Origin of the sequence: Neoalteromonas arenosi (assembly GCF_030362855.1) — a bacterium.
Taxonomy (GTDB): Bacteria; Pseudomonadota; Gammaproteobacteria; order Enterobacterales; family Alteromonadaceae; genus Alteromonas_E; species Alteromonas_E arenosi.
The window spans coordinates 142,806-161,436 of record NZ_JAUCBP010000006.1; the positions used below are offsets into that span (position 1 = coordinate 142,806).

General features: G+C 45.4%; 14 protein-coding genes and 1 tRNA gene. 11 read left to right on the forward strand and 4 right to left on the reverse strand.

Going from position 1 to position 18,631, the window contains the following annotated elements; translation table 11 throughout:
• Positions 1-46 precede the first annotated feature (46 nt).
• Together QTP81_RS04870 and QTP81_RS04875 are read left to right on the forward strand one after the other, a co-directional pair.
• On the forward strand, positions 47-2,341 hold the full coding sequence (locus QTP81_RS04870; protein ID WP_289364115.1) for an efflux RND transporter permease subunit: 2,295 nt from the start codon (positions 47-49) through the stop codon (positions 2,339-2,341).
• Positions 2,342-2,364: 23 nt separating this feature from the next.
• A complete protein-coding gene (locus tag QTP81_RS04875; RefSeq protein WP_289364117.1) occupies positions 2,365-3,591 on the forward strand; it encodes a threonine/serine exporter family protein in 1,227 nt (408 codons plus the stop codon).
• Between the two features lie 50 nt (positions 3,592-3,641).
• Here QTP81_RS04875 and moeB read toward each other — a convergent pair whose 3' ends face one another.
• Positions 3,642-4,391, reverse strand: coding sequence for a molybdopterin-synthase adenylyltransferase MoeB (gene moeB, locus QTP81_RS04880; RefSeq protein WP_289364118.1), 750 nt, complete (start codon positions 4,389-4,391; stop codon positions 3,642-3,644).
• 178 nt (positions 4,392-4,569) lie between these two features.
• Between moeB and QTP81_RS04885 the strand changes: the two genes are divergently transcribed.
• Positions 4,570-6,414, forward strand: a complete 1,845-nt coding sequence (locus QTP81_RS04885; protein WP_289364119.1) for a CocE/NonD family hydrolase — start codon at positions 4,570-4,572, stop codon at positions 6,412-6,414.
• A 140-nt stretch (positions 6,415-6,554) separates the two neighbouring features.
• Here QTP81_RS04885 and QTP81_RS04890 read toward each other — a convergent pair whose 3' ends face one another.
• Positions 6,555-6,935, reverse strand: a complete 381-nt coding sequence (locus QTP81_RS04890; protein ID WP_289364120.1) for a MerR family transcriptional regulator — start codon at positions 6,933-6,935, stop codon at positions 6,555-6,557.
• A 100-nt stretch (positions 6,936-7,035) separates the two neighbouring features.
• Between QTP81_RS04890 and QTP81_RS04895 the strand changes: the two genes are divergently transcribed.
• From QTP81_RS04895 to QTP81_RS04930, 8 genes are all read left to right on the forward strand, one after another.
• Positions 7,036-7,779 carry a MauE/DoxX family redox-associated membrane protein gene (locus tag QTP81_RS04895; RefSeq protein ID WP_289364121.1) on the forward strand — a complete coding sequence of 248 codons (744 nt, stop codon included), beginning with the start codon at positions 7,036-7,038 and terminating at the stop codon, positions 7,777-7,779.
• A 32-nt stretch (positions 7,780-7,811) separates the two neighbouring features.
• Entirely contained in the window at positions 7,812-8,258 is a 447-nt protein-coding gene (locus tag QTP81_RS04900; RefSeq protein WP_289364122.1) for a hypothetical protein, read from the forward strand.
• Between the two features lie 147 nt (positions 8,259-8,405).
• Entirely contained in the window at positions 8,406-9,926 is a 1,521-nt protein-coding gene (locus QTP81_RS04905; protein ID WP_289364123.1) for a TolC family protein, read from the forward strand.
• Positions 9,926-12,199, forward strand: a complete 2,274-nt coding sequence (locus QTP81_RS04910) for a copper-binding protein (protein ID WP_289364125.1) — start codon at positions 9,926-9,928, stop codon at positions 12,197-12,199. Before QTP81_RS04905 ends, QTP81_RS04910 begins: the two co-directional genes overlap by 1 nt.
• Positions 12,196-15,309, forward strand: a complete 3,114-nt coding sequence (locus QTP81_RS04915) for an efflux RND transporter permease subunit (RefSeq protein ID WP_289364126.1) — start codon at positions 12,196-12,198, stop codon at positions 15,307-15,309. Before QTP81_RS04910 ends, QTP81_RS04915 begins: the two co-directional genes overlap by 4 nt.
• Before the next feature lie 11 nt (positions 15,310-15,320).
• Positions 15,321-15,692, forward strand: a complete 372-nt coding sequence (locus QTP81_RS04920) for a copper resistance CopC family protein (RefSeq protein ID WP_289364127.1) — start codon at positions 15,321-15,323, stop codon at positions 15,690-15,692.
• Between the two features lie 33 nt (positions 15,693-15,725).
• On the forward strand, positions 15,726-16,589 hold the full coding sequence (locus QTP81_RS04925; protein ID WP_289364128.1) for a copper resistance D family protein: 864 nt from the start codon (positions 15,726-15,728) through the stop codon (positions 16,587-16,589).
• 20 nt (positions 16,590-16,609) lie between these two features.
• Complete coding sequence (locus QTP81_RS04930) at positions 16,610-17,074, forward strand: YybH family protein (protein WP_289364129.1); 465 nt, start codon at positions 16,610-16,612, stop codon at positions 17,072-17,074.
• 282 nt (positions 17,075-17,356) lie between these two features.
• Here QTP81_RS04930 and QTP81_RS04935 read toward each other — a convergent pair.
• Together QTP81_RS04935 and nadA are read right to left on the reverse strand one after the other, a co-directional pair.
• Positions 17,357-17,447: transfer RNA gene (locus QTP81_RS04935), tRNA-Ser, on the reverse strand.
• Between the two features lie 53 nt (positions 17,448-17,500).
• Entirely contained in the window at positions 17,501-18,562 is a 1,062-nt protein-coding gene (nadA, locus tag QTP81_RS04940) for a quinolinate synthase NadA (protein ID WP_289364130.1), read from the reverse strand.
• Positions 18,563-18,631: the final 69 nt, after the last annotated feature.

Here is an 18,631-nt window from a genome sequence, read left to right on the forward strand (position 1 = left end):
CCCAGTGTGTAATTAGCAGACTTGCCACTAATTGATGGTTTATTCGATGAAGCAACGCTGGATGGATTTAGTGATCGCTCGCCCTTGGCTAGTTATGATCGTAAATATTATTACGGTTTTTGCCCTAGCGGCTGGCGCGCAATATTTGTACTTCAGGGGGGACTACAAAGTCTTCTTTCACGAAGACAATCCGCAGCGTGTGGCATTTGAAGAAATGCAAAACATTTTCAACAAAAACGAAAATGCCAGTATTATTATCGCGCCACCAAATGGCGATGTATTTACCTCGGAAACGCTCACACTGATTCACGAGTTAACCGAAGCCGCCTGGCAAACCCCGCTATCGACACGTGTCGACTCTATCAGCAACTTTCAACACACTTACTCTGAATACGATGATTTGATGGTTGAAAGCCTGATTGAGTATCCAGAAGATTTAACTGCTGAAAAAATTGCTCAAGTTAAACAAGTCGCGCTAACAGAGCCTAACCTTGTAGGGCGTTTGGTTTCTGAGCAAGGTCACGTAGCCGTGGTAAATATTACGGTGCAATTACCCGATGGAGACCAAACCCCAGAAGTCACCGCCATTAATCTGTTTGTGCGCGCAATGACCGATGAATTTAAGCAGCGTTATCCGGAGCATGAGTTTCATCATACCGGCATGGTGATGCTTAATAATGCGTTTCAAGAAGCCGCAAATCAGGATGCTTCAACACTAATACCATTAATGTTTCTAACTATAATCGTCGTTATGTGGTTACTGCTACGATCGTTCAAGTGTACGATAGCAACACTGATCATCGTCATTTTCTCGATTATTGCGACCATGGGCTTTGCTGGCTGGACCGGTTTTTATTTAAGCTTATCAACGGTCAATGTGCCGACCATGGTAATGACATTAGCCGTGGCCGACTGTATTCATGTTATTTCTTCCATGTTCTTTGCTATGCGCCAGGGCCGCAATAAAGAAGAGGCGATTCGCTATAGCCTTGATATCAACCTCATGCCGATTGTGATCACCAGTGTTACCACTGCTATCGGCTTTTTAACCTTAAATTTCTCAGCCGTGCCGATCCTCAATGACTTAGGTAACTTAACCGCATTGGGTGTCATGTTGGCCTGTTGGTTATCGCTGACGTTTTTACCTGCCTTATTGGTTGTATCCAATGTTTCAGTCCCCGTTTCTGGCGGCCAGCATACTTGGCCGGAAAGTATGGCCAATTGGGTCATAACCTATCACAAGCGCATATTGCCCTATGGTGTCATTGCGTTTGCCGCAGCCATATTATTAGCCTTTACCAATGTGCTCAACGATGTCGCCATTGAGTACTTTGATCAGTCCAGTGAGTTTCGCCAGGCGGCTGATTTTCAAACCGAAAACTTAAGCGGTATGTCGACCGCCGATTTTGGTATTTACACCGAAACGCCTTCTGATATTAACAAGCCTGAAAATTTGCAGTACATCGCGGCGTTTAGTGCCTGGTTACGCGCCCAACCTGAAGTCGATCATGTGACGACCTTGTCTGACACGATGAAGCGCTTAAATAAAAACATGCACGCCGACGAGCGAACCATGTATAAGTTGCCCGCTGAAAAAGAACTTGCCGCACAGTATTTATTGTTATTTGAGATGTCCCTGCCCTATGGTCTTGATTTGAATAATCAAATCGATATCGACAAATCCGCAACACGGATAATGGTCACCATGCAAAACCTTGGCAGCAATGAATTCGTCGAATTCGAACAACGCGCATTGGATTGGTTTGCTCAGCTTGCACCGAATTTACGCATCACGGCGGCCAGTCCCCCCTTGATGTTTGCCCACATCGGTGAAACCAACATGAAAAGTATGATTGAAGGCACCTTACTAGCGTTGGTACTGATTTCAGGCCTGTTAATATTCGCTCTGCGTTCTTTGCGTATGGGACTGATCAGTTTAATCCCAAACATGTTACCAGCAGGTATTGGCTTTGGTATTTGGGCGCTGATATCCGGTCAAATCAATATGGCACTTGCCGTAGTGTTAAGTATGACCTTGGGTATTATTGTTGACGACACAGTGCACTTTTTAAGCAAATACAATTACGCGCGACAGCGCGGAGACAGCGCGGAAAAAAGTGTTCGCTATGCATTTCAAAGCGTTGGACGAGCATTATTGATTACAACGGTTGTGCTTGCCTTGGGGTTTGCGGTATTGTCGCTCTCAACGTTTGCGCTTAATGAAGATATGGGTCTACTGACCAGCATCATTATTGTTGTCGCACTGATTGTCGATTTGATCTTTTTACCGGCTGCACTGTTGTTTTTTGATCGTAAACAAGCACCAACAAAGCCAGCCTAACCATCCCTTAAGACTGAGAAGTAGTGGATAAACAAGAATTTATTCAGATCCGTAAATTTATCGTTAAACTCGGTAAGATGTTACACAAATACGGCACCCCAGCGTTTCGCTGGGAGGCTCATATGTCCGAAGTGGCTGCTTATTTAAACGTCCATGCAGGCTTTATCAGCACGCCTACGTCGTTGACCTTTGTGATTTGGAGTGACAAGCATGAAGATGAATACAATCATGCAGCCCGCGTTCAGCCTGGCGATATTGATCTAGGCTCATTATCGCGGACAGACGAACTGGTCAATAAATTGTTGGCTGGTGAGTACACCTTGGCAGAAGCGAATGAAAGACTCGATGAGATTGACGAGCTCCCCAATTTCTACAATTCTTTTTTAACCTGCATTGCGTTTGGCTTATCCACTGGCGCCTTTGCCATTGTGATGGGGGCTAGTTTGGTCGATGCTTACGCGTCTGGCTTTATTGGCCTTATCATGTATTTATTCGCAGCATGGGCGATGCGCAGCAAGCGTGTTAATCACATGCTTGAAGTTGCAGTCGCACTAGTTGCCGGTTTGTGTGCGTGCGCCATCAGTAGTTTTATCGACCCAGCGATTAACATCCGTCTAGTTGTCCTCTCGTCAATTATCATATTTATCCCCGGACTGGCGTTGACCATAGGACTTGCCGAATTATCATCACGGCACTTGGTATCGGGCACTGCGCGCGTAATGGATGCATTGATGCAACTGTTTAAGCTGTATTTTGGCGCCTTCTTGGGGATAGCCTTAGGCTTCACTCTGTTCAGTGAAGTCGCAATGACAACCACTGAGGCCTTACCCAAATGGGCGATTTTTGTTGCCGTATTAATCTTGTGTTCGGCACTTGTGATTATCTTTAAAATCCGAATAAAACACGCTCCCTGGGCAATAACCTGCGGTTTTATTGGTTATTTCGGCACCTACTGGGCGTCGAAATACTTGGAATTTGGTCTGGGCACCTTCGTGGGGGCATTTGCTGTTGGTGTATTTGCTAACCTGTTCACTCGGATAGCCAACGCACCCGCCAGTATAGTGCTGATGCAAGGTTTAATCGTACTGGTACCGGGCTCTAAAACGTATATTGGATTGAATTCATTTGTCTCAGGCCAAGATTTTGTCTCGACTGACCATATTGGCCAAGAAACTTTTGTTATTTTCATGTCATTGGTTGCTGGATTAATATTTGCAAACGTCATAATGCCGACCAAGAAAGCACTCTGACGATAAATTCAGTGTACTGTCGGACGTATCAAAAAAACGTTGAAAACGCCCTAGCTACACACTTTACAATCAGCTTGTTTAGTGACATTAAAACGTTGCCAACTGAACTGACGAGCATCAAATACGTGTAATCCATTGCGCGTTGGCTCGCCCAATTTAAGTAATAGTTTTATCGCTTCCAATGCTTGTGCAGCACCGACAATACCGACAACAGGTGCAAGCACACCTGCCTCAGCACAACTTAAGTCAGACTCTGCGAAAAAGCGACTCAAACAGGCATAACACGCCGTATTTTGTTTGGGAATTACACTGAACAAATGACCTTCCATGCGAATAGCGGCGCCAATCACCAATGGTTTCTCAGCCGCTACACATGCGCTGTTGATGACATTACGACTGATTAAGTTGTCGGTACAGTCCAGCACTACATCGTGGCTACTTACCTGCTTCGCCAAGGCCATTTCATCTAAACGCTCGGATATGGTAGCGAGCGACAGATCAGGCCGCAACGCTTCGAGTGCTTGCTTAGCTGAGTCAACTTTAAGCATTCCCAGTGTTGCCTCAGAATGTAAGACTTGGCGCTGCAAGTTTGACACTTCAACGACATCGTCATCAACCAAGGTTAGGTGTCCGACACCAGAAGTTGCCAAATACTGCGCAGCTGCGCAACCGAGCCCCCCAATTCCGATAATCAAAACTCTGCTAGCCAATAGCCGTTCTTGACCGTCTAGGTCAATGCCGGGCAGATTGATTTGGCGACTATAACGCACTGCTTGGGCGGTAGATATTTCGAGAGTCATAACACTACGAGTCAGTATAATTAGCTTGGAGTTGTAGCATTACTCTTATGTTGCTGCAAACTTTACGATTGCGCGTCCCGCAGATTTCGCTATGCTTTTGGCTCTATCGATGAATTTAAGGGGCGTAAGCGCGCCATTCAATGAAATCGTGTTTTTAATTTTTGTTGTTGAGGTCTTCATGCGTACTGTCGCTTTGAGTTTACTGTTGTTAACCACTGTCACGGCTTGCTCTGAGCCACCGCAATCGAGCGCTGCTCAAAAGCGTCCTACTGAATTTGTGCCGCCACAAGGCTCTGTCATTGAAGCCAATGTGCAAGTGACCATGCGCGATGGTGCGCGCCTGAATACACTGGTGATTTTGCCTCCTGTGGCGCAGACCGAAAAAGTGCCCGCGATAATGATCAGAACGCCGTATAAAACGGAAGTTAGGCCAGGCTCGGTATTGCATGAAACACTGTTAAACAAAGGCTATGCAGTCGTTATGCAGCACGAGCGTGGTCGTTATTTCAGTGAAGGCGAGTTCAATATGCTCGGTGGTGCATTAGAAGACGGTTGGGATACCATGGACTGGATTGTCGAGCAATCCTGGTCAAACGGCTCAATAGGTACTTATGGGTGCTCATCATCAGGCGAAAACCAGTTGCAACTGGGCAATGCCAACCACCCCGCTCACAAAGCCATGGTTATTGGCTCATCGGGTGTTGGCGTGGCTGAAGCTGGGCCGTTTCGCGAACAAGGTAACTTTTGGCGTGGCGGTGTTTGGCAGCAGGGCTGGATGAATTATTTCCACCAAGCCATGCACCAGGAATGGCCGCAGTTCCCGCCTGAACTGACTAACGAAGAACGGCAAAAAATCATCGGCCATTTTAGCTTGAGCAATGCCGGTTATAAAATCCCTTCCAGCACCTACAATCAAACGCGTATGCACTTGCCGATGATTGACATCATGGACGAACTTAATTCGCCTCGTAATGAGGTGCCCAGCTATTTGCAAATGGGCCCCGTTGATCCGAGCTGGGGCGTGAATCGCATCAGTGAAGGCGAGGCAATAAACATCCCTGCCCTATGGTTTGAAAGCTTGTATGACATATCAGCACGTTCAACCTTGGCCTATTTTGAATGGAATCGCGCAACCAACGCAGCCGCCGGTCGCGACAACCAAAAACTGCGCTTAACCCAAGGTGGCCACTGTTCATTTGGGCGCGCAAGTGTTGAAACTGAGACGGCTAAAATGGGCGATCTTGAACTGGGCGATATGCGTTATGACTATGTGGCCGAGGTAACCGGCTGGTTTGATCAATGGCTAAAAGCAGTACCTGAAACGGGGTCCACAGCGGCTTACACCGCTTATCTTGGCAATGGCCAGTGGCATCAAACAGACAGCATGCCAATGAACGGCAATCAAACATGGTACTTAAATGGCGATGGCTCACTCGCGATGCAGCACAGCAGTGCCGTTAAGACGATAAGTTATCAATATGATCCAGCCAATCCCGTACCTAGTGTTGGTGGTGAAATCTACGGCGAAGGTGATGACCATGAAGATGGCAGTTTTGATCAGACTAAACTGCATAGCCGTCAAGACGTGCTGGTCTTTACGTCTGAACCGTTGGAGCAAGCCCTTAGTGTGTTCGGTTTAGCAAATGTTCGTTTAACCGTATCCTCAGACCAGCCTGATACCGACTTTACGGTAAAAATTAATCAGGTATTACCTGATGGGCGTGCGTTTAATTTGGGCGATACCATTTTGCGTATGCGCTACCGCGACGGGCTAGAGCAAGAAGTGTTTATGACTGCTGGAGAAGCCTATACGATTGAGCTGCCACCTATCCCACTGTCGCGCACAGTCGCTGCTGGTCATCGCTTACAAGTGGAAGTTTCTTCGAGCAACTTCCCTTCATATGCGCGTAACTTAAACACGGCAGCCAACCCGTACACATCGACTGAAACCGCGATTGCAACTAACAGTATTCATCTGGGTGAAGGTGTTACCGCAGAGATTGTTTTACCGGTAATTGAATAAAGGCGAGCTGACCGCTTTGGTCAGCTCTAACGGGTTAAAAGTCCGCATGTGCATAGTTTTAAGCTAACTGCCGCTTATAACCTCTGAGCCCCCAAACGCACGCCTTCCAGATCAGTAGTTGGCGTGTAGATATGACTACTCTACTTGCCACTAAGTGTTTGCAATATTGGGCAGGGTTCATCATTACTTCTTCGACATGCATCGACGAGCTCAGCCAGAAATTTTTTAGCCGTTTCTAATTCTTGGATTTTACGTTCAAGAAGACACATCTTTTGTTCAGACATCTGCCTGATTGTAGTTTTATCGTTTGATGCATCAAGTCGGTTCAGCTTTTTTATATCTGCCAACGAAAATCCCGCTAACTTAGCACTTTGAATAAAAGCGATTCTTTCGACGTGCTTTGTCGTGTAATGACGAAAGGCACCTGGAGATTCGGGAATAGGCAACAAATTTTCGCGATGATAATAACGAACAGTTTCCACACTCACGCCAGTATGTTTCGCAAACTCTCCCACTTTCATAATCACCTCATACGACAAGTTTGATCAAATTCCACTTGACACCGTAGTAAAGTACGCAGTTTATCATTTCATCGTGTTTTCACAAATAAGGTGACTGACAATGAGTAAATCAGCAACGCTATATCGTATGGAAACCGACGCCCATACTTGTCCCTTTGGGCTTCGTGCCAAAGATTTGTTGCGGCGAAACGGTTTCCAGATAGACGATAAAATTTTGACCTCTCGGGCAGAGGTGGACGAGCTGAAATCTAAACTTGATGTTAAGACTACGCCTCAAATCATCATTAATGATAAGCGAATTGGCGGTTTTGAAGACTTGCAACGTCACTTAGGAATCGCTACAAAAGATAAAAATAAAACCACTTATTTTCCTGTGATGGCTGTGTTTGGTGTCGCAGCATTACTTGCATGTGCTATTGCATATCCTTTTGCTGGTGAATTAGAGATACAAACTCTGGTAATGCATTTCATCGGACTATCTATGATTATGCTTGGTTTACTTAAACTGCAAAACTTGCAAGCTTTCGTTAACGGCTTTCTTGGATATGACTTACTAGCACGCCGATATGTGCCCTATGCTTTTACTTACCCCTATGCTGAAGTCCTCGGAGGCCTTTTGATGGTCGCTGGGACGTTATCCGTGATTTCCATTCCTATCATGTTGTTTATCGGCGGTATTGGTGGCGTGTCAGTGATCAAAGCTGTATACATCGACAAACGTGAGCTGAAATGTGCTTGTGTCGGTGGCGATTCCAACGTACCTCTCGGCTTTGTATCATTTTCAGAAAATGCGGTGATGTTCGGAGCTGCGATTTGGATGTTGTTCCACCAATTGTTTATTTAATCGATGTTATTAATTATACTGGTGGGATGAAAATGCCAAAGCAACTTGCGACGATCGTTATGATGTTGACGCTCCTTATCACACAGATAAGTGGAGCGTTTGCCCCTGTTATGGCATTTTCTTTGACGCCAGACATGCCTTGTTCAATGCATTTAGCACCCCAGCATTCTTCCCAGTCCGGGGCTCACGCTGAATCCTTGAATGACACCCACATGGCAAAATCCAAGATGTCTGAGTCCACAATTTCGGAACATGGCATGTCCATGGAAATGGATTGTTGTGACACTGACGATGTGAATGTTTGCTGCGATGGACAATGTGGATGCTTCGCGTTTGCTGCAACCTATGTGTTTATACAAGCTCAATTCTCTGACGAGAAAATGCCTAGTACAAACGACGCAATCAGACACGTTTCGTCACCGCCTCACTCTGCCTTCTCAGCGCTTCTTATTCGGCCCCCAATCCAGTTTCACGCCTAATCAACGCATATACCTTAGCGACTAATTGATCAATTTAGATCGGTTAATGTACTTACACCTGCCCGTTTGCCACTTTAAAGCATTTTTTGGTGCGGTCGTACACATCACTTTCGCTAATCGCAAACTCTTTTTTGCTGGGGATCCAAAATGGACCTATTACAAATTGCTCGTAAACGATTGTTTTCTTTTAATAATCAAGATTGGTCGCATCATCGCGCCAGTTCTAATAAGACTCTAACCAGTGCAATACTGTTGTTGTCACTTTGCGCAAGTAGCGCTTGGACCTTCGCAAAAGAGCTTAGATTGACCAATGAAAATGGCGAGTCAACACTGAGTCTCGAGAACGCTATCAATATTGCTCAGACCCGAGATGACTGGCTGATTAAAAGTCGAGTTGAACAACAACGTTTAATTACACTAAGTGAAGGGGCAAATGTGTTGCCTGATCCTACATTAAGTGTGGGGTTCCTCAATTTACCTACAGACAGCTTAGCTTTAGATCAAGAGCCCATGACACAGCTAAAGGTAGGTGTGTCACAAATGTTTCCACGTGGTGATACTCTGTCGTTGCAAGAGGCACAATTACAGCAAATGGCTGATATACAACCCATCAAACGGGCTGATAGACGACAAAAAGTCGCGTTACAAACGACTTTGTTATGGCTGGATGCGTACCAAAGTCAAGCAAGCTACGCCATAGTGAAAGACGCTGAACCTCTATTTGATAAATTAGGGGATATTGTCAGTGCCGGGTATACCTCATCAACAGGAAAAGCGAATCAACAGGATCTAATCAGAGCCGAATTAGAATTAGTTAGGTTACAGGATCGTCTCGTTACATTGTCAACGCAACAGCGCTTCGCATTGTCCAAGTTAACACAGTTTTTAAGTGAGGCAGGCCAAACAACTAATCATACAAACAGTGTTGCTACTCACTATACGTCAGTCAGTGCACTTCCCAGTGAACAGCTGCAATTTCTTCCTCACGATAAACAGGCTTTGCTTACGTCAGACAGCGTCGATGAGTATACCCTGTATTCGATGCTCATAAATCACCCCTTAGTAGTAGCCATTGATCAACGAATATCAGCTGAGCAGATTGGTGTAAATATCGCTCAACAAAGCCATAAACCACAATATGGAGTTAACGCCAGTTATGCACTTCGCGACGATACTCCAGTGGCTCAAGGTGGCAATAGTCGAGCGGACTTTTTCTCCATTGGCATGAGTGTATCGCTGCCTTTGTTCTCCACCGCCAAACAGGATGCGCAAGTCAGCAGTAGTATTCAGCGGGTTGAGATCACGAAAACTGAAAAGCGCCTATTACTTCGTGAATTGATTGCGGGCTTGAAAAGCAGCATAGATCAGTATCAAGGTGCGTCACAGCGACTTAATGTGTATCGCGATCAGATCTTACCGCAAATGTCACAACAAACTGATGCTGTGCTTAATGCTTACACCAATGATTTGGGGGACTTTTCTGAAGTAGTGAGAGCTAAAATTGCAGAGTTGGACGCTCAAATCACCACCGTTAATATTGACGTAGCCAAGCGCAAAGCACTGGCCACAATTGAATATTACTTTTCTGAATATCACACCGGTGCGCAGAGCACCGCCGACGCTAGCCGTTTGAGTAGCTCAACCGAAAGAGCCGGGGGTATCAAATAATGACTAATCATTCAAAACGTTCTGACGCTTTGGCAACCAGCCAAAACACAAAAAAAGCGCTGGGTATTGGATTGGCTACAGGAGTATTGCTTAGTGTGCTCGGCTACCTTCTCTTGGCACCGTCTCATGATATGACCGGGTCATCCGGCGATGAAATTGTGGGTGCAAATGAACCCTTGTATTGGGTAGCTCCTATGGATCCAAACTTTAAACGTGATAAACCCGGTAAATCCCCCATGGGAATGGATCTGGTCCCCGTTTATGAGGAAAGTAGTGCAAACGACTCACCGGGTACAGTTTCTATCGACCCTGTGACAATTCAAAATCTAGGGGTCAAAACAAGCACTATTAAAACTATTGTTCCTAACGCAACCATTACTGCGGTTGGCCAAGTGCAGTTTGCGCAAGACCTCATTCAGCACGTACATTCTCGTATTGAAGGGTGGATAGAGGTGCTGAATGTTCGTACGCAAGGTGATTTCATCACAAAAGGTGAGCCACTTTATTCGATTTATTCGCCAGAGTTGGTTAATGCGCAAGAAGAGTTTGTCATAGCACTGAGTCAAAATAACCCGGCACTCATCAATGCAGCCAAATCAAGATTACGCGCTTTGGCCGTGCCACAATCACAAATAGACTCGCTGGAGAAAACACGCAAAGTATCTCAAACAGTTACATTTCTTGCGCCTTCAACGGGTTTTATCGAATCGCTTAATATTCAACAAGGGTCTTATGTCAAACCCAGCATGACCATGCTTTCAATTGCTTCGCTAGAAACAGTTTGGGTGTTTGCTGATGTGTTTCCCAGCGACGCGAGTATGCTGAGCTTAGGTCAAAGTGCTGTCATTATGAGCAATGATCTTCCCGGTAAAACATTTAATGCTGAGCTGGATTATATCTATCCCACATTGAGCACTACTACGCGTACTGTACAAGCTCGTTTTGTGGTGAACAACCAACATTACGAAGAGGATGACAAACTGTCGTACTGGCTCAAGCCAGCGATGTATACGAACGTTCACATTTCCTACGAGAGTCAGCATCCGACGGGACAAAAGGAATCCGTTTTAGTAGTTCCTAAGCAAGCTGTTATTCGGACAGGTATGAGCGACCGTGTCGTCTTAGCCTTGGGTGATGGCAAATACAAATCCATTGATGTGCAGCTGGGCCGAGACTTCAAAGATGTTTTTGAGGTGCTCGATGGCCTGGTAGAAGGTGATGAAATTGTCACTTCCGCGCAGTTTCTCATTGATTCAGAGAGCAGTATTAACTCTGACTTCATGCGCATGGCACCTGCCGAAAATAGTTTGGATATGAATACCAGTGCTTGGACTCAAGCGACAGTGAATGAAGTCTTAGCTGACCGAAACATGATCAATATCACTCATGGTCCGCTTGATGCTTTCGACATGATGGGCATGACGATGAATTTTACCTTGGCGGATCACATCGCTTTGTCAGATTTCAAGGAAGGCATGAAGATCCACGTTGAAGTCATTCGAGAACCTTCAGGTATGTTTCAAATAAAAACCGTCCATTTTGTCGATCAGACTTCAATAGATGAGGATGTCAGCACTGATGTCAATAACAGCGACTCCCCCCCTATTGCCAGTCATCAGCATATGGCGATGGGCAAAATGGATATGCCTGAAAACGGGCTATTAGAAGACGATTTAAGCGCGTGGACCCAAGCCACGGTCAATGACATTGATGTAGAAAGGCGTCGCGTTAACTTAACCCATGATTATCTCGATGCCTTTGACATGATGGGCATGACGATGGATTTCAGCGTGGCGGATGACATCGCATTGTCGGATTTCAAAACGGGTATGGAAATCCACATTGAAGTCATTCGAGAACCTTCTGGCATGTTTCAAATAAAGACTGTCCACTTTGTCGATAAGGCATCACCCGATGATAGTGTTGGCACTCATACCGAACATAGCCATATGTCAACGGAAAGAATGGACATGACAAACAACGAAGAAGCAGATAAAGGATTAAGCGCGTGGACCCAAGCCACAGTCAATGAGATTGATGTAGAAAGGCGTCGCGTTAACTTAACCCATGGTTATCTCGATGCCTTTGACATGATGGGCATGACAATGGATTTCACCGTTTCCAGCGACATAGATATAAATGCATTTGTGGTTGGCGAAACGGTCCATGTAGAAATTATTCGAGAAAAAACCGGCATGTTTCAAGTGAAAACCCTGCATGTGATGAACAGCCATGAGCGGTCACATGAGCCTACACCGGGAGGTCACGAATGATAAACGCGATCATCCACTGGTCCATACACAATCGGTTTTTCGTTTTACTCGCCACTTTCATGTTAATTGGCGGCGGGCTGTATTCAATCAAAAACACAGCCGTAGATGCCATACCTGATTTAAGTGACGTCCAAGTTATTGTTAAAACGTCATATCCAGGCCAAGCGCCACAGGTCGTTGAGGATCAGGTGACCTACCCCCTAACCACGGCACTATTATCTGTACCCAATGCAAAAACGGTGAGGGGCTTTTCGTTTTTTGGTGATTCATACATTTATATTATTTTTGACGATGATACGGATCTCTACTGGGCGCGAAGTCGGGTATTGGAATATTTATCCCAAGTCGCTCCCTCGTTACCTGCAACAGCCAAACCGCAACTTGGCCCAGATGCAACCGGCGTGGGCTGGGTATACATGTATGCACTGACAGACACAAGCGGTCAGCATGATTTAAGCGAACTAAGAAGTCTTCAAGACTGGTTCTTAAAGTACGAATTACAAACCGTATCCGGCGTTTCCGAGGTCGCTACAGTCGGCGGCATGGTCAAGCAGTACCAAATCATGGTAGATCCATTAAAACTACAAGCACTGAATATACCACTATCCCACGTACAAATGGCTGTACAGCGTGGCAATCAAGAGACTGGTGCATCGGTAGTGGAAATGGCGGAAGCGGAGTACATGATCCGCTCTACTGGATACATAGAGAACAAGGAGGATATTGAAAACATTCCTGTTGGGCTTCGTGCAGGTGCCCAAAATAGTAGTGTACCTATTCTCATAAAAGACATTGCAACAGTGGAGATCGGTCCTCAAATGCGTCGGGGTTTGGCGGATTTAAACGGCGAAGGAGAAAGTGTTGGCGGTATTGTCGTCATGCGCTTTGGAGAGAATGCTCAAGCCACTATCGATGGTGTTAAGGCCAAACTGAATGATTTAAAGGACAGTTTGCCAGACGGTGTCGAAATTGTTCCTGTGTATGATCGTTCTGCCTTGATCGAACGATCTGTAGATAACTTAACTAAAAAACTATTAGCAGAATTTGGCGTTGTAGCGTTAATTTGCGTGATTTTTCTATTCCATCTTCGCTCGTCTTTAGTCGCCATTATTAGTTTACCTATCGGTATACTAGGTGCCTTTATTATCATGCATTTGCAAGGATTTAACGCCAATATCATGTCCCTCGGCGGCATTGCGATTGCGATTGGAGCGATGATTGATGGTGCGATTGTGCTCGTTGAAAATATGCACAAACACATGGAGAAGACGGACGTTTCTAAGGAAAATCGCTGGAAAATTGTTGCCAAATCAGCTTCGGAAGTAGGGCCTGCTCTCTTTTTTAGCTTGCTGATCATTACGGTGAGTTTTTTGCCCGTATTTACGCTTGAGGCGCAAGAGGGACGGATGTTTAGTCCGCTGGCGTACACCAAAACCTATGCCATGGCGGCCGCTGCCTTTCTAGCGATTACTTTGGTACCAGTGCTCATGGGCTACTTTGTCAGAGGGAAAATTGTCCCTGAGCATAAAAACCCTATCAATCGCGCGCTCATCGCAGTCTATCGCCCTGTATTAAGGGCCGTATTGCGCTTTCCTAAAGTCACCATCCTCCTTTCTGTTGTAGTTCTGCTTATAGGGTTTTGGCCAGTCAATAAAATTGGTAGCGAGTTTATCCCACCTTTGGATGAGGGAGATTTGATGTACATGCCGACTACCTATGCAGCTGTTTCCATTGGTGAAGCGAGAGACATTTTGCAGCAAACCAATAAACTGATTAAAACTGTGCCTGAAGTAGAAACAGTGTTTGGCAAAGTAGGACGCGCAGACACTGCGACTGACCCTGCGCCTTTGACGATGATTGAGACCTTTATTCAATTGAAGCCTCAAGCCGAGTGGCGAGAAGGGGTCACTACACAAGATTTAATTGCTGAATTTGACAGCCTGGTCAATTTTCCGGGGCTGACGAATGCCTGGGTAATGCCGATTAAAACCCGTATTGATATGTTAGCCACGGGAATAAAAACCCCTGTTGGTATAAAAATAGGCGGGCCAGATTTGTCAGTAGTTCAAACTATCGGCCAGCAGCTTGAGCATTTGTTGGGTGAGGTTAACGGAACTGCTTCCGTTTATGCGGAACGAGTGGCAGGTGGTCGCTATATCACTATCGATATTGACCGCCTAAAGGCTGCGCGTTATGGATTGAACATTGCTGATGTACAGTCTTTTGTCGCAAGTAGTGTGGGAGGTATGAATCTGACTACCAGCGTTGAAGGGCTTGAGCGCTACCCTGTGCAAGTGCGCTTTCCGCAAGATTACAGAGATTCTCCCGAGCAGCTCCGTCGACTTCCATTTGTGACCCCAGGTGGTGCACACATTCAGCTCGGAGATATCACGACTATTAAAGTTGAGGACAGCCCACCGGGGATTAAAAGTGAAAACGCGCGTCCCAATGGTTGGGTGTACGTCGACATTGAGAATGTTGACGTCGGCCAGTATGTTGCTCAAGCGAGACAGATTGTGTCCGAGCAAGTGGACCTGCCGCCCGGGTACTCTCTAAATTGGAGTGGTCAGTTCGAATATATGGAGCGAGCGAAAGAAAAGCTTACCTATGTTATCCCCCTGACCTTAGGGATTATCGTCATTTTACTATATGCCAGTTTTCGAAGTTTTCCTCAGGTTGCAATGATTATTGGCACATTGCCCTTCGCATTAATCGGTGGCGTGTGGCTGATATATCTAGAAAACTTTAATTTTTCAGTCGCTGTTGGTGTGGGCTTTATTGCATTGGCTGGCGTTGCGGTTGAAATCGGGATCATCATGCTGGCCTATCTTGATAATAGGTTTAACCATTTAGGTAATGAATTTAGTGTAGAGGCGTTAAAACACGCTGTTATTGAGGGTTGCGAAATGCGCATCCGCCCGGTCATGATGACGTCAACGTCCATCATTTTCGGCTTGATGCCAGTCATGTATGGCGCCGGAACTGGCTCTGAAGTGATGAGTCGTATTGCCGCGCCAATGGTCGGCGGTATGATCAGTGCGCTCATATTAACCCTAATTGTGTTACCCGCCGTGTATTTTTTATGGCGTTCACCCAAATCAAAACGATAAAAGAGGAAGAAATGAAAATTTTTAAATTTACAAGTACGCTCAGAGCGATAGGTTTATCAATGGCTATAGTTGTTGGTTTCAACCAACAACTATTGGCGCATGTTAGTGTGACCGACACTGCGCCTGCGGACAACGCTATGTTAATGGCTTCCCCTGAAAACATTTCGTTGACGTTCAGCAAAGCCTCACGCATTGTTAAATTGACGGTGAGAAACCGCCAAGGCAATAAGCTTGAGACTGACTTCAAACCCACAAAGCAGGCAATTGTCAATTTTACCCTACCGCTCCCGACACTCACTCCAGACACCTACACAGTGGATGTAACTTTCTTTGGTGAAGATGGGCATAAGATGAAGCACTCATTTAGTTTCATGGTTCATTAGCCATCAAGTCTATGAGGAGACTGGTTACCTGCTATGGAAATGATGATTTGGAATTCGATAACTGTATTATCAAAAGTTCTAATATACATGGGTTTTGCGGGTTTGGCTGGATGTCTATTCTTCTCCCACATCAACAACAAAAACGATAGAACCAAGCATATTGAGAAAACAATCCTATTTCTTGCTCTGATAGCGAGCATATTTTGGTTTTTCGCGAAGGTTGGCGCTATGGCAGAAGAAGGTATAAAGGGGGCTTTGGATAAGGACCTAATCAGTATGATGTGGTCGACTGCTGTAGGTGAAGTTACTGTTTGTAGAGTGCTGAGTTTTGCTTTTGCTTTAGCAGCTTTGTTTTGTTTTTCACAGAGCAAATGGCGTTACCTACAACGCTTTATCTTACTTTTAAGTCTGATCACAATCGCCTATTCATTCACATTAATCGGTCATATTTCCAGCCAAGGTTACTTAGAAAAAGCCCTTTTGTTTACCCATGTGCTTATAATGGCTTGGTGGATTGGTGCGCTCTACCCTTTGCAACAAGCGTGCTCCCGATTAAAGACCCGCGAGCTTCATTGCGTAATGGCTAAATTCGGTCAACAAGCACGTTTTATGATGGGCACGCTCTTCATCGCGGGGCTTGGACTGGCATACTCATTATTAGGGTGTTTCGAGAGCCTTTTAAATTCTCGGTATGGACAAATGCTTGTTGTGAAATTAATACTGGTTGCTTTCATCTTACTGTTGGCAGTGAAACATAAATATAGGCTTGTTCCGAATTTAAAAAGAGAGTTAGGTAGCGCTAGGCTTAAGCATTCAATTTCAATTGAAATGGTTATCGCTTTATTGATACTGCTTCTTACAGCAGTGCTTAGCAGTGTTGTGGGTCCTGAATACTGATACATGAAAGAGAGAAGAAAATGATAAAGGTAAAATTCATTCTAGCTTTGCTTGCGGCTTTGAGTCTTACAGCCTTGGCACACGAAAACAAAGATTCTGAGCAAGGAGTTTTTATAGGCGTTGATACGCCACCGGGCAAAGTTGTGCAGGCGTTTCACATGGCATTAAATACTGGGAACGTTGATCAAGCCCGAGTGTTATTGGCTGAGGACCTTACCGTTTACGAAGGCGGTGGTGTAGAACGCAGTGCTGATGAATATGCAAATCATCATATGTTGTCTGATATGAAATATCTTGCGGCAGTTGAAACAAAAACGATTGAACAAAAAGTAATGGTATTTGGGAATGTAGCAATATCAATATCTCGTAGTCATATACAAGGAACGTTTAATGAGAAAGCTCGTGACTACGAAGCAATGGAAACTATTGCTTTGGAAAACCAAAACGGACAATGGCTGATAAAACATATTCACTGGTCTCATTGATATAACTCAAGATAGTTAGACGTAAGGTTTTCGCCCAAGCTCGCACCATTGAGAACTCAGAATTTGTCATATACGTCAAGCCAAGCGAGTGTGTAGATATTAAATTCAAGGAAATAAGTCACTAAACGAAACCCAATATTATCAAACAGTGTCTATCAGGCTTCGCGCTAAAGCGCTCATTTCAAGTTGCTAAGCCGCAATTTGTCGAACCCTGCCTCGGATTCACGTCCGTCTGATTCCAACAAATACAAAAAAGCCCGCATTCGCGGGCTTTTTTGTATTTGGCGGAGAGAGAGGGATTCGAACCCTCGATACGCTATTAACGTATACACACTTTCCAGGCGTGCGCCTTCAGCCACTCAGCCATCTCTCCAAATTCGGTGCTTTTACAAAGCGCGCGTATAGTAGGTAAAAGTGCTTGGCTTATCAAGCATTACCTTTGACTTTTAGCTTCAGCTCTGCGGCGAAATCCAGCATGCGATTCAGCGGTTTCATCGCGTCTACACGCAGTGCGTCATCTACATGAATTTCGTGTTCACTGTGATTGCCAGTTAAGGCGCTGTAGATAGCCTCTAAGCCGTTCATTGCCATCCACGGGCAGTGTGCGCAGCTTTTACAGGTTGCGCCGTTACCGCCGGTTGGCGCCTCTAAAAACGTCTTGTTTGGCGCCAGTTGCTGCATCTTGTAGAAAATACCGCGGTCAGTCGCCACGATAAACTTCTTGTGTGGCAAGTTTTGTGACGCAGTAATCAATTGCGTAGTCGAACCTACCGCGTCAGCCATTTCAACCACGCTAGCCGGTGACTCTGGGTGAACAAGAATTGCAGCATCAGGGTGTAAGTGCTTCATATCGCGCAGTGCTTGTGATGAAAACTCATCGTGCACAATACATTCGCCCTGCCACATAAGCATATCAGCACCCGTTTCCTTCTGGATGTAATTGCCGAGGTGTCGGTCTGGTGCCCAAATGATCTTTTCACCTAAGCTGTCTAAATGCTCGACAATTTCTAGAGCGATACTTGATGTAACTACCCAATCAGCGCGGGCTTTTACCGCTGCTGAAGTATTGGCATAAACCACTACAGTGTGGTCTGGGTGAGCATCGCAAAATTCGGTAAATTTATCCGCTGGGCAGCCCAAATCCAGTGAACAGGTCGCATCCAGTGTTGGCATTAACACGCGCTTTTCTGGACTTAAGATCTTCGCCGTTTCCCCCATAAACTTAACGCCAGCAACGATTAATGTTTGTTCGTCAGCATCTCGGCCAAATCGCGCCATTTCCAGGGAATCAGAGATGCAGCCGTTGGTTTCTTCGGCAAGTGCCTGGATTTCAGGATCTGTATAGTAATGAGCAACTAATACCGCATTTTGTGCTTTTAACAGCTTTTTAATTTCAGCTTTTAAGAAGGCTTCACGATCCGCGCTTAAGGCTTTAGGTTTAGCCGGAAACGGATAGTTGATTTCGTCAATTCGAAGAGTTACTGCCATGCTCTGTAGTCGCTTTTATCACTGGTTGTAAATAACGCGCGAATTATACAGGCTTGTCATAAAAATTAC